The organism is Adhaeribacter sp. (genome assembly GCF_057359045.1).
The window spans coordinates 17,594-31,297 of record NZ_JBMQUD010000033.1 but is presented as its reverse complement, the minus strand read 5'-3'; the positions used below and the strand labels follow the sequence as shown (position 1 = coordinate 31,297).

Here is a 13,704-nt window from a genome sequence, read left to right as displayed (position 1 = left end):
CCTCTAACACCTGCTGTCACGCGTTTTCTGTGCCCAGCCATCGAAGATAAACATTGTTCGAGGGGGGATAGCGTTCGGGAAGATTTCTTCAGGGGGGTAAGTCCCTATTTTAGGATAGAAAAAATTGAGACTAATTTCATTTGGTTATTACTTCCACTATCATGAAATGGAACTGTGGTAAACTTGTCGCGCTAGAGAAGTATGCGGGAATAAATTATTCTACTTCTGCTTTTCCGGAGCCACTCACTTGGAGTGAGCTTCCCCAGCGCGTCAGACAGTCTTCTGATATTTTATTCTTCTACCCTGATAGGTGTTAGCTACCGAACTTAATCCAGTAAAAAAACAAGTAAGTTTCCCATACTGCCCAGCAATATCGGCCATCAAAGCGCTTAATATAAGCATTATTTTATTATTCCGGTTCTTTAAGTTACTTTACATCTAATGCTTTTATGCCGTTGTATGGCATCTTGTAACGGTAGCGAATTGCCTAACTAAATTCTAATCTTCTGTATTCAGGCCTACTTTATTTCCCTGAATTAATTTAATATTTTGACCTCAATAATTCTTTGGTAAGTTTTAAGGTATAATATTATTTGTCTACCATCAAACTAGCTTCGTTTTAGGGGTACTTACCTAAAATACTTAGGTTTATAAGCACCTTATTATGGTTTTATACCGCACCTTATAAAGGACAGCATCAAAGCCAAATAATCTTGCTGCCATGGCCAAAATATAGCAAAGACAAACTTTGAATATCGCTTTTCTTGTAAATTAATTCAAAAAAATCCATTCAGGACAGTACAGGACAGATAAACCAAAGCCTACCCTTATTTTTATTTTTTAACCAGTTAACAGCATTTCTGCCTTAAATAATGTAAGCCCGAGCTATCCAGGCCAAAAATGTACACTCTGCGTGTGAAGGTGCAGTTGTATTTATAAACTTTAACTAAAACATGGCTATTATAAATTTTAGCTACGCGGTGTACGGGGTATGATAATCAAATATTCTTTTTTATTAAGCTCTTAAAATTTATCAAACACTATGACATTATCTTTTAGGTCAGAACTTTTGGTCATATTAACAGGGATATTATTGCAGATGATTTCCTGTACGACCAAACCTGATACTAATAGCAGCAGTTCCTCTGCTAGCCGCACTGCTGCCTTAAGTTTGGAAAATGATTTTCTCACACCTCCCGACTCGGTGAAACCAAGCATTTACTGGTATTGGATGAGCGATAATATTTCGAAGGAAGGCGTAATACGTGACTTAGAGGCGATGGCTAAAATTGGTATAGGTAGAGCCTTTATCGGAAATATTGGCTATGCGAAAGAAGAAGTACCGTATGGCAATGTGAAGCTTTTTTCGGAAGATTGGTGGAACATTACCGAAGAGGCCATCAAGAAAGCTTCTGCGGTAGGCATTGATATTGGAATGTTTAACAGCCCAGGGTGGAGCCAATCAGGAGGGCCTTGGATAAAGCCAAACCAGGCAATGCGTTACCTGGCGTCCTCTGAGCTGCGCCTAAAAGGGCCTCAGAATTATTCCGGAAAATTAACTACTCCGGAAAATAACTTTCAGAATGTGGTGGTACTTGCCTTTCCTAGTCCTGCGTTGGATGCCCAAACCATAGCAGCGTATAATCCTAAAATCAGCGCCACTCCTGTTATTAATAATGTTAAAAATTTAACAGATGGTAAAATAGAAACGGAAGCCCTATTTCCGGCGGGAGTTACGCAAGCTTTAACTATTGATGTAGCAGTTGAAAACCATTTTACGGCCCGAAGCCTGGTGTTGTATCCGGCTACCAAACCTTTCAGCGCTAATGTGGAGTTACAGGTAAGCGAAGGAGCTAAATATCGCACCATAAAGAAGTTTGAACTGAACCGCAGTAACCCCATGCTCAGTGTAGGATTTAAGCCTTACGGACCGGTAGCCGTTTCTTTTCCGGCTACCCAAGGCAATAAATTCCGGCTTACCTTCTCAAATATAAATGGCAATGGCGGCTTGGCCGAAATAAATCTTTCTGGGGCGCCGCGGGTGGAACGATATATTGAAAAGCAATTAGCCAAGATGTTTCAGACACCGCTTCCGCTATGGCACGAATACCAGTGGCCCGTACAGCCAGAGCCAAAGGATAAAACGCTTACTATAGCGCCAGCCAAAGTAATTAATATTTCCGAACATCTGGCTGCCGATGGCACCCTAAACTGGCGCGTTCCTGACGGCAATTGGGTAGTGGTACGCTACGGCATGGTACCCACCGGCGTAACCAACGCACCCGCTTCGCCGGAGGGCATTGGGCTGGAAGTAGATAAGATGAGCACCCGGGCAGTTGAAGATCACTTTAGTCAATTTATAGGCAAAGTACTTAATCGGATGCCCGCAGCAGACCGCAAAGCTTTGAAATGGGTAGTGGCTGATAGCTACGAAACCGGCTCCCAAAACTGGACGGACAACTTTGCCGAAGCGTTCAAAAAACAATATGGCTATGATCCGCTCCCGTGGTTGCCGGTTCTTACCGGTCGTATAGTGGGCACGGCCGATCAATCAGATCGTTTTTTGTGGGATATGCGCCGTTTAATAGCCGATGACGTGGCTTATAAATATGTAGGCGGCTTACGCGCAGCCAGTAATAAACATGGCCTGAAAGTATGGCTGGAGAACTATGGGCACTGGGGCTTTCCGGGTGAGTTTCTGCAATATGGGGGCCAGTCTGATGAAGTGGCCGGAGAGTTTTGGAATGAAGGAGATTTAGGTAGTGTAGAAAACAGGGCGGCTTCCTCTTCTGCTCATATTTATGGCAAAACTAAAGTTTCTTCGGAGTCTTTTACGGCTGGTGGCCAAGCCTATGTAAGGTACCCGGCGCTGCTTAAAAAACGTGGCGACTGGTCTTTTACCGAAGGAATAAATAATACCTTGCTTCATGTATTTATTACCCAACCCTATGAAGACAGAAATCCGGGGGTAAATGCGGGTTTCGGAACAGAATTTAACCGCAAGAATACCTGGTTTGAGCAGTCTAAAATGTTTGTCGACTACCTGCGCAGATGTAACTTTATGTTACAACAAGGCAAACCAGTTAATGATGTTGCCTACTTTATTGGCGAAGATGCGCCCAAAATGACCGGCACCCGTAATCCAGAAATTCCGCAAGGTTATTCCTACGACTACATAAACAGCGAAGTAATCCGGGATAGGCTTTCGGTGAAGGATGGCAAGCTGGTATTGCCCGATGGCATGTCGTACCGCCTACTGGTACTGCCCCAATTGGAAACCATGCGGCCGGAGTTGCTCCGTAAAATACGCGATTTGGTAGCAGCAGGTGCCACTATCCTGGGTCCGGCCCCGTTACGCTCGCCAAGCCTGAAAAATTACCCGGCGGCAGACAATGAAGTAAAGAAGCTGGCGGCTGAACTCTGGGGAAAGGTAGACGGTAAAACTGTAAAATCCAGCAAATTTGGTGAAGGCATGGTGCTCTCGGGCCTGGATTTGCAAAGCGCCCTGGACCTGCAACAGCTAGCGCCTGACTTTAAAGTAGAAGAAAATAAACCTGTTCTTTACGCCCACCGGACCACACCCACCGCCGAAATATACTTTGTAACCAACCAAAGCGAACAACCGGTTGCTATCTCGCCGGCTTTTCGGGTTACAGACAAACAGCCCGAGTTTTGGGACCCCGTAACAGGTACTTTGCGGGCATTGCCTGTATTTATGCAAAAAAATAACAGCATTGCGGTGCCACTAAAACTGGAACCTTACCAGAGCGGGTTTGTCGTTTTTAGAAGAGCCGCTTCGCAATCGTCATCGGCGGTTACGGCCGACAATTTTCCGGAGGCTCGTCTTTTAAATAAAGTAGATGGCCCCTGGCAAGTTACTTTTGAAGCGAACCGACGTGGGCCCGCGCAGCCGGTTAAATTCGAAATATTAATGGATTGGTCGAAACATCCTGATGATAAAATAAAATATTATTCCGGTACAGCAGTTTACCGCAATACTTTTAAACCAGGTAAAATAGAAAAAGGGCAGCGGGTATATTTAGATGTAGGTGAGGTAAAAGCCATGGCAAAAGTAAAAGTAAATAATGTAGCCGTGGGAGGCGTCTGGACAGCGCCTTGGCGGGTAGATATTACAGAGGTAGTAAAAGCCGGGGAGAATACGCTGGAAATAGAAGTGGTAAACACTTGGGTAAACCGGTTGATAGGCGATAGTAAGCTTTCTGCCCATGAGCGAAAAACCTGGTCTAATGTTAATCCTTACACCCCTGCAAGTCCGCTGGAACCATCTGGTTTAATGGGGCCGGTAACGGTAAAAACAATAAAATATGCAACGCCTGTTATTGCCCAAGTCCAAAACAATTAAAATAACCAGCAAAATTATCGCTGCTAATATCTATTGTTTCAGGCAGACTCAGAGATTACTTCTGCGAAATAATTCAAACAGGTCTGTTGAATGCCTGCCCAATACCTGATTAATTATTCTACTCAAGCTACTTTTATATTAAATATTTATACGAATAAAGAATGCATGAAACAGCTATTAAAATATTCTATCCTTAAAAAAAGACTGATCTTATGCCTTTTGTTATTAGTGGGGGCAAACGAAATATTGCGGGCCCAGCAGCTTCCGCCAGTATTTGATAGCGCCCGCAACAAAGAAGCCCAGTCCGATGCCCGCGTCAGAAAGTACCTGTCGCCAACCAAAATTTTGTGGCAGACAGAGAACGCGTCGGCTAATATTATTAATGCCGACCGCCTCTTAAAACCCGGAAACGGGCAGGCCGATCTTTCTAATAAAAACCTGTGCGTACTCAAAAGCAATAATAATGTAAAGCCGGGTATTTTATTGGATTTTGGTAAAGAATTGCATGGTGGCCTGCAATTGGTAACCGGCATGTGGGCGGGGAATAAACCAATTAAAATACGCGTACGTTTTGGCGAGTCGGCCAGTGAAGCTATGTCTGATTGTGGCGGAGAGACAGGTGCCACCAACGACCATGCCATGCGCGACTTTATTATGGAGGTGCCCTGGTTAGGGAAACTGGAAGTAGGAAATACAGGATTCCGGTTTGTACGCATAGACCTGGTAGACAGCAATGTAGAACTACTGTTAAAAGAGGTTCGGGCCATTTTTATCTACCGGGATATTCCTTATTTGGGCTCCTTTAAAAGCAATGATGCCCTCCTGAATAAAATTTGGGAGACCGGCGCTTATACCGTGCATTTAAACATGCAGGATTACCTCTGGGACGGTATTAAACGCGACCGCTTGGTATGGGTAGGCGATTTGCACCCGGAAGTCTCCACCATCTCCGCCGTATTTGGGTATAACGAGGTAGTACCTAAAAGCTTGGATCTCTCCCGTGATATTACGCCTGTTCCGGAATATATGAATGGCATGGTATCTTATTCTATGTGGTGGATATTGCTGCAGCGCGACTGGTACCTACAAACCGGAAACCTGGATTATTTAAAACAGCAAAAAGAATATTTAGTAAAATTGCTGGAACATTATGCCCAAAAAGTTGGAGCAGATAATAAAGAAAACCTGCATGATGGCACCCGTTTCCTGGACTGGCCGTCCAGTGAAAACCAAAAAGGTATTCATGCCGGGCTTCACGCCTTGCTGGTAATGACTTTGGATGCAGGCGCCGAAATGTGCCGCGTTTTAAATGACCCGGCAACCGCAAATAAATGTGAGCAAGCGGTAACACGTCTGAGAAAATATGTGCCTGACCCCAATGGGTCTAAACAGGCAGCGGCTTTGCTGGCCTTATCTGGTTTAGTACCTGCCGAACAAGCTAACAAACAGGTGCTTGCCGTTGGTGGCGCAAAAGATTATTCAACTTTTTATGGCTATTACATGCTGCAGGCCAAAGCAAAGGCAAACGATTACCAGGGGGCAATAAATGATATTAGAAATTATTGGGGAGCTATGCTTAATTTAGGGGCAACCACATTTTGGGAAGATTTTAATCTGGCCTGGCTGCCCAATGCTTCGCGTATCGATGAATTAGTGCCTGCCGGTAAAAAAGATATTCATGGCGATTACGGCGCTTATTGTTACGTAGGCCACCGCCATAGTTTGTGTCATGGTTGGGCTTCCGGTCCAACGCCTTGGCTAACAGAACATGTGCTGGGAATAAAGGTGCTGGAACCAGGCTGTAAGGTTATTCAAATAGATCCGCATTTAGGCGATTTAGAATTTGCAGAGGGTACTTTCCCTACGCCACAGGGTTTATTAAAAGTAAAACACACCAGGCAGGCAAACGGAAAAGTAAAATCTGAAATAGACGCACCAAAAGGGGTTAAAATAGTGAGAGGAAACGCTCAGAATAAGTCCAGAACTTAAACCGATTAACAACAAACAATAAGTCTATCCTTTATAAAATCAGATACTTAGCAATATTTTTTACGTAGGAAATGTATTTCCGGAAAGCAGCGCTTGAAGAGCTGCTTTCCGGAAACATGAAAAAGGAGAATAGCCATCATTGCGGTATGAAATTAATCTGTTAGCTGGCACCCGCCCCATTTAAGGCGCTTGTACTTGTTTCTTACAGCAATGATGGCTAATTCATCAGATCAATAACCGGGATTTTAGCTATTAAAAAGCGAAAGCTATTGGGTAAAATAGCAATAAGCGGAACCAATCTTACCAGCCGCCTTAATTGCTTAATACAACATAATTAAACCGTCCGCCCGGCGCAGCATCGCCGTTAATGTACCAGTCGAGCGGATCTGCTTGCTGCATGTTATCAGACCATTTAAATTCAAAGTTAAGTTTGTCGGGGTTCAGGTTGAGCTGTTTGTTGGCGATGGAAATCATGAGCTCATTGCCGGCAAGTTCTTTAGCCACCGTACCAACATCTGCCCATTTGTTATTTACATAGCGTTGCAGTTTTTCGCCTGCTACTACCCGGAAATCATAACCCGTCCAGCCCGTCTGGTGAGAGCGGTCGGTATCGAGGTAAAGCGTCATCCAATTATCACCAGAAACGGGGCTGATGGGCTTGGCTGTTTGGGCATAGAAACTAATCTTTTTGTTATCGCGGGCCACTTTCATCTGCACAAAATCGTTGCGGCCAGTTTCGTTTACATAAGTTACCGCCGGTGATGACTGGGCGCCCCGGTGATTGCGGTGCAACACGTCGCCGGTATAATCAGAATACACCAGAGAAACGGCCGCCCAGTCTTTAAGGCTCTTTACGGTTTTCTTTTCGCCCAGCACCGGCAGGGCCTCCACGCCTTTGTAGCGCCGGATATTGCTTACCAATTGCATATAGTAGTGATCTTTGAGGCCGGCGGTTAGCGAGGGCTCCATGTCACGGCTGTACTCGGGGTTGGCCTGATCTACAAAAAGGGCTTGTTTGGGATTGTCTTTGCCGTAGCGCCACTTTCCGGCTATCCATTCGTTCCAACCGGTAACAAATACAAAAGGAACTTGCTGCTTCAGGGCAAAATCCCATTGTTCCTGCACATTGTAGCCATATACCAGGTCTTTTTCGGGGTTGCCCGGCGAGCCATTGCGGAAGCTGCGGCCCCAGTTGCCCGATTTGCCATAGAAGGCCGAGCCGCCCATAGAAGCGGCCAGGTTGGGATGCTGGGCCGTAGAAACGTTGACGATCTCCTTATCTCCCTTGGGGTTAACATACACTTTCTGGGGCCGCTGAAACTCTATCCAGGGCCAGCCGCCAATTTTTTGGGGCTCGTTGGGCCACTGCGACTGGCGAATGGTAAAAAAAGATTCGTAGTTGCGGCCTTTGGCCTGTTCCGCTAAGCCAATAATTAAAGGTTTGCCGTCAAGATAAAACCAGGTTTCGGGGTAGCGGTAAGGAGCTCCTTCTTTGTAGCAATTATCATACAGTTCCTGCATGGCATCGCCCGAGGCAGTATTGGTGTAGAAAATAACTTTGGGGGGCGTTTTTCCTTGTTTTCTGACGGTTTCAATGGCGCGCATTAAAGCATCAGCCTGTTGGGGATAGGTCAGCCGGTTGGTGGCATCAATGGCCAGCGCATCCACGCCGGCATCGGTGAGGAGTTGCATGTTTTTCAGGTGTACCCAATAATCGCTTCCGTGGTAGTAGCCATAAATAGATTGTCCCCAGAAGTAATATTTACCGGGTTTGCCGGCTCCCCCGCCCCATTTGGGATGGTCAAAATCTTCGAACACCTCCGGATGTTTAGCGGATAACTCGGTTAAGTCCCAATATTCTTCTGAGGTAGGAGAAGATCGGTCGCCCTGCCAGAGGAAATAAAACATAACCACCTGCCTGTTTTTTAAAGGTTTGCCTACTTGTTCCTGCTGGGGCAACACCCGGCCCAGGCCGTCGGTAGCGGCCAGGGTCTGGGCCGATAGCTCTCCGTCAGGTAAGAGAATAAAACTGAAGAATAAGGAGAGCAAACCAATATATTTCATATTTTCAATTTTAAAGGCCTGCTTTCACAAATAAGTACAGCAGGTTGGGTTAAATAAATAATTCTTATATAAAAAAGTATCAGTCGAAAGTGATGAGGCTCCAGGCCGTTTTCCAGTTACCCCAGTCCGTGCCGTAGGCATAGGAAATATATTGAGGTTTTGCCGGATCGATATGACCTTTTTCATCTCCGCTCCAGCCGCAATTATGCAGGAAAGGCTTTAGATTAGCCCGGATTTCGGTCTTTTTCCGGAACCTTAAACCATCGGCCGATTCCCAGAGCACGATATGGCTGTCTTGCTTGAAGCGGGATGCCGCATGGATGGCCTGATAGCGTTTAATATCGTCGCGGAATTTCACGTCGCAGTGGTCGGCACCGGCAATGCTGGTTTTATCAATGGCCACGCCCTGGTAGGTAAGGCGGGCAGGCCAATCGCTATCCCGGATGCTGGCCGTGGCTACGCGGGTTTCCAGCACCGTTTTGTCATGCCAGGTATAATAAAAAAACAAGGTATCGTTGTTTACCACCAAAGAAGGTTCGCCGGCTCCCCAGGCATCCGGATGGCCTGTAAACACGACCACCGGCTGGGGCTTGTCGCTCCAGCCGGTGCCATCCCATTTCAACCACGGGCCTTCCGGCGATTGGGAACGGGCCACGTACACATGGTTAAAAATCTGCCGCTTGTCCTCGGTAGAGGTATAACCCAGATAATAATAACCACCAAATTTCACTACTCCCGGGTCGCAGATAGAAAATTCATCGCGGCTGCCCTCGGTAGGCAGCAACACCATTTCATCCGGGGTCCAGGTTTTTCCGCCGTCTGTAGAACGCCGGTAAGCACATTGGTCCCAAAATATTCCGCCCGACGACTTTTCCAGCAACTGATAAGAAAAAAAGCTGCCGGATGTTTCTTTTCCGTCCAGGTAGTTGATTACCGCCGGCACCCCGGCTTCTCTGCGCCAAACACCTGCGGTGCCAGTGGGCTGGTTCAATACCCATAAATATTCACCGGGGCCAAATTTTTCCTGCTTTGTCAAAAACAAATGTTGGTTATCCTGGAAATTCTCAAATCTTTTAGTAGCCAAGGGCTTGCCTTTCAGCGTAGAGGCGTAATCGGTTTTCCAGGCATACAGGCTGAAGGTTATGCTGGAATTCGGGCTATGCCAGTTCGGACAAACCACGGCAATGGCATAAAAAGGAGTATTTGCCCGAAACTTTTGGGCTGCCGTGGTCTTTTCTTTCAGGCTCACCGGGCTTTCCGTCCGGGTATCCTGGTAATGTAATATTCTTTCCCCAAACGTACCGCCGGGGGCGGCAAACCAGGCATCTATAGAATTATCGGCATTTCGGATGATGGAAGGGCCATAACGGTATTGGCCACCTTGATAAATATCCCAAGGTTCCCCTACTAAAAAGCCATGAACCGCAGCTTCTGCTTTCACCTGGCTTTTACCGGCATCCAGTTCGGCACTCCTGCACCCGCTGGTTAACAGCAGGCTTAACCCTAAAAGTATCTGATACATAAATGTGTATTTGGCATCTGGCCGGCTAAACTGCGGGGGCAGACTAGCCGGCCGGCGTGGTTCAAGAAAATATTCAGCAACTTATTTGGCAGTATATACAAAATTAAACCGTCCGCCGGGAGCCGTGTCGCCGTTAACATAAAAGTCCATAATATTGCCGTTCTCCTGCATGTTGTCATTCCACTTAAACTCCAGGTCTACCTCTTTGCCAACCAGGTTGAGCACGCTGCGCGGGATTTGGATTTCGAGCTTGTTGTGGTTAACGGCAAATTTGGTTTGGGCTACTGGTTCCCATTCCCAACGGCCGCCAATATTTTTCTCCACCGTAACTTTGCTGCCCTTCGGGCTAACGCGGTTCACAATTACGTCATACCCGTTCCAGCCGGTAGCTTTGTTGCGATCGGTATCCAGCAATAGCATCATCCAATTGGAGTCGGTCTTGGGGCTGAGTTTGTCGGCCGTTTCGGCATAAAAATACAGGTGTTCCTCGTCCCGGGCTACTTTGGCACCTACTATGTCGTTGCGGCCGGTTTTGTTGGTATAAAATTGATCATAGCGCCCCCGGTGGTTCCGGTGCAGGGTATTGCCTTTGTAGTGCTGGTAAAAAGGGGCTACATCGGCCCAGCTGTCGGCTTTGCCGATGCGAATGGTTTTGGGATTAGAGGCGCTCTGGGGTGCTGTCATGCCTTTGAATTTGCGAACGTTGTCGATCAGTTGCATATAATAAACATCGCCTTTGTCGCCCCAACCTTTATTAGGTTCTATGTCGCGGCTGCGGTCCCAGTCGAACTGGTCGACAAAGGAAAAGGGATCGCCTGTCCAGTTATGCTCGGGCAGCCATTGGCCAGCGGTATATTCATTCCAACCAGTAACAAATACCAACTCGGGGTCTACTTCAAAGGCGCGGTCCCATTGTTCCTGAAAATTCCAGCCGTACAGGTAGCCATCGGGCCGGGGGTCGAAGCCTTTTCTTTGGCTGAAGCTGCGGCCGTAGGTGCCCGGCAGGTTAAAGGCGCTACAATGGCCCTTGGTTTCGGGGCCGGCATTTTGCGCTACCCCTACCGTAAGCTGTTCATAATGGCCATCGTTACCTTTTACATAGCCATGCTGGGGATAATTTTCCAGCCATCCCCATTGGTCGTTTCGTTTGGGGCCGTCCACGTAATCGGGCTGACCGGGGCGGAAAGTGAAAAACTGGCGGATTTGCTGGTCTTCCGCTGTTTGGGTAAGGTTATCGGGATAACCCATGATGCAGGGCTTGCCTTTCCAGATAAACCACAGGTTTTGGTACTTACCAGGTTTGTACACGTCGCGGTAGAGCTGGCGCAAGGAAACCAGGGAATGGGGTGCTGGGCCAAACGGAAGCATAAAAGCGATTTTGGGTACTTTCACCCCATCTTTTTGAGCTTGATCCCAGGTTTCCATTAAAGCTTCGTAAGATTCCTGCCAGGTAATACTACCATTGGTGCAGTCGAAGAAAACAGCATCTACCCCAGCGTCGGCCAACATTTCGGCGTGTTTGCGCAGCACCCAACGGTCGGTGGTTTTATAATAACCAAAAAGCGGCTGCTCCCAGTAAAAGAAGCCGGGCCGTTTGGTGCCCCAACCCGGATGATTATAGTCTTTCATGGCCATGGGATCTTTGCGGACGATCTCAGTGATATTTTTGACCTGGTAGGTAGTATCATCTTTGCCTTGGTGCCAGGTCCAGTAAAACATGGCCACAAATTTGTCTTTTTTGCTGGCAGGGGCCGCCTGGTGATCCCGGACTTTGCGCCCCAGCGCATCGGTAGCAGCCCATTCGTCGCTGTTTACCTGCACTTGCTGGGCGCGTGCGCCCACCGACCACAACAGCAGTAATACGGCCGGTAAAAATTTTAATATAAAATTCAATCTCATTGCTGGTATTTAATATTAAATATTAGGTAAGGTATACAAGTATTATTTCCGGACAATCCTGTACAAACCTGTTTGCCACGCCACAAAGCAATGTGACAAGCAGGTTTGTACAGGCATTTTGGCAAAACGGCCGTTAATTTAACCAGCCGGGATTCTGCCAATTCACACCAGTTAGGCCAATAATCTTGTTCACTTCGGCCTGATCGATGGGATACATCAGGTATTTTTCCGAGTTAGTATCGCGATTGGGGAATTTGAAGCGGGTATAGGTAAGGTCAGGGCCAACTCTGGTAATGCGCATACCGGTGACAAATTTATCGGTCTGTTCGAGTATTTTCCAGCGGCGCACATCAAAAAAGCGGTGTTCTTCAAAGGCTAACTCAATACGCCGTTCGTTGCGGTATTTTTGCTCGAAGGCTTCCTTGGAGAGACCGGCGGGGAAGGCCGGCATGCCGGCCCGCTGGCGTACTGCACTCACCGCCTCCCGGGCACTCATAGAGATGTTGCCGGCCTGCACCGCCACGTCTGGTCCTACCGACTGGTAAGCCGCCTCGGCAAAATTCAGGTACAACTCTGCCAGCCGGAACAAGCGAATCGCGCCATCGCCCTCATTGTTCAGGGCTGATTTATAATTATTGAACTTGCGCAGATAGTAACCGGTACGGGTATGCTTGCGGTTGGTGGCAGATATCTCCTCCGCCCCACCTGCAAAGGTTTCTACTTTCTTGCCTGTCGGCTGGTTTAGAAATCGTACCGACCCATTATAATATATAGAGGCATAAAAGCGCGGGTCGCGGCCTTCATAGGGTTTAACCGGATCATACCCGGAAGCTGAGTTAATGATAGGATCCAGTTTGTTGGCATCGGCATAGCCGGTAATGGGCGCTTCCCCATTGGCCATTTCATAACTATCCACCAGGTCCTGGGTGGGTGTAGGGCCTGCTTTTTCCATACCGGGAGTGGTAGGCAATCCTGCCATGCGCCATACCTGCATCTGCTTGCCGCCTTGGTAAATTGTTTCTTTATCTACAGCACGCTGGTCGTTGGAGTTGGTAAAGAAATACAAAGCATAGGCATTTTGCGCAATATCAGCTGCGGGCTTTATATCAAAGAGTTTATAGCCGTTAGTCAGGCATTGGGCCAAAGCTTCAGCGGTAATATCTTTGGCCTTTTCCCAGGTGTAGGTCCCATCCGACCATAAAGGGCTTGCCGCATAAATTACAGCCTGTGACTTAATGGCGTAAGCTACCGCCCGGGTCATAATACCAAACTGATTGTCATAAATATCCCAGGAAAAGCCTTCTCTTCCGGCTGGTACGGCTAAAGCTTTGTCGCAATCTTCCAGAATAAAGGTTACTACTTGCGAAAAAGTGGCCCGGCGGTCTTGCGAGAAATTGTAGTCGATGGGCAGGGGCTTATCGAAGATAGGTACACCACCGTAGCGCTTAATCAGTTGCAGATAATAAAGTGCCCGCAAGGTGTGGGCTTGTGCTGTCCAGGAAGCCTTTTCGGCCTCGGATGCATAAACGGTAGCCGTTTTAATATTCTCCAGGAAAACATTGCATTTGCGGATGCCTTCATAAAGCCTGCCCCAGGGGCTGCCGTCAACGGAATGGGTGGCAAAAGAAGTGGAAGTAATGTTGTCGCCATACCAGATATTATACCGTGAATCCGGGGTAACATCATCTGCATCCTGGGCTTCATCGGAAAAGGAAGCGCGGTCCATGTAAGGTTCGGGCAGGTAACCGTAACAGGAGTTCAGGTAACCCCGGGTCCTGTTGTAATCGCTGAACACCTGGCTCATGGTAATACGGCCATCGCTGGGCAAATCCAATTGATCATCACAGGATAAGAGCATACACAGGCA

General features: G+C 47.4%; 6 protein-coding genes. 2 read left to right on the top strand and 4 right to left on the bottom strand.

What is annotated here, in order from left to right; genetic code table 11:
* Positions 1-1,171 precede the first annotated feature (1,171 nt).
* Together ACO1R6_RS05665 and ACO1R6_RS05660 are read left to right on the top strand one after the other, a co-directional pair.
* A complete protein-coding gene (locus tag ACO1R6_RS05665; protein ID WP_486262938.1) occupies positions 1,172-4,363 on the top strand; it encodes a glycosyl hydrolase in 3,192 nt (1,063 codons plus the stop codon).
* Positions 4,364-4,528: 165 nt separating this feature from the next.
* Entirely contained in the window at positions 4,529-6,352 is a 1,824-nt protein-coding gene (locus ACO1R6_RS05660; protein WP_486262936.1) for an alpha-L-rhamnosidase-related protein, read from the top strand.
* 312 nt (positions 6,353-6,664) lie between these two features.
* On the opposite strand, the gene ACO1R6_RS05655 is transcribed toward ACO1R6_RS05660, so the two are convergent.
* The 4 genes from ACO1R6_RS05655 to ACO1R6_RS05640 all read right to left on the bottom strand — a co-directional run bounded on the left by ACO1R6_RS05655 (position 6,665) and on the right by ACO1R6_RS05640 (position 13,695).
* Positions 6,665-8,416 carry a glycoside hydrolase family 71/99 protein gene (locus ACO1R6_RS05655; protein WP_486262934.1) on the bottom strand — a complete coding sequence of 584 codons (1,752 nt, stop codon included), beginning with the start codon at positions 8,414-8,416 and terminating at the stop codon, positions 6,665-6,667.
* 79 nt (positions 8,417-8,495) lie between these two features.
* Positions 8,496-9,938, bottom strand: a complete 1,443-nt coding sequence (locus ACO1R6_RS05650) for a glycoside hydrolase family protein (RefSeq protein WP_486262932.1) — start codon at positions 9,936-9,938, stop codon at positions 8,496-8,498.
* A gap of 81 nt (positions 9,939-10,019) precedes the next feature.
* A complete protein-coding gene (locus ACO1R6_RS05645) occupies positions 10,020-11,837 on the bottom strand; it encodes a hypothetical protein (protein WP_486262930.1) in 1,818 nt (605 codons plus the stop codon).
* A gap of 133 nt (positions 11,838-11,970) precedes the next feature.
* Positions 11,971-13,695, bottom strand: a complete 1,725-nt coding sequence (locus ACO1R6_RS05640) for a RagB/SusD family nutrient uptake outer membrane protein (protein ID WP_486262928.1) — start codon at positions 13,693-13,695, stop codon at positions 11,971-11,973.
* Positions 13,696-13,704: the final 9 nt, after the last annotated feature.

Bases quoted from the DNA above. Each gene is read 5' to 3' on its own strand.
- ACO1R6_RS05660 (WP_486262936.1), top strand. From the start codon at position 4,529: ATGAAACAGCTATTAAAATATTCTATCCTTAAAAAAAGACTGATCTTA.
- ACO1R6_RS05645 (WP_486262930.1), bottom strand. From the start codon at position 11,837: ATGAGATTGAATTTTATATTAAAATTTTTACCGGCCGTATTACTGCTG.
- ACO1R6_RS05640 (WP_486262928.1), bottom strand. From the start codon at position 13,695: ATGCTCTTATCCTGTGATGATCAATTGGATTTGCCCAGCGATGGCCGT.
- ACO1R6_RS05650 (WP_486262932.1), bottom strand. From the start codon at position 9,938: ATGTATCAGATACTTTTAGGGTTAAGCCTGCTGTTAACCAGCGGGTGC.
- ACO1R6_RS05655 (WP_486262934.1), bottom strand. From the start codon at position 8,416: ATGAAATATATTGGTTTGCTCTCCTTATTCTTCAGTTTTATTCTCTTA.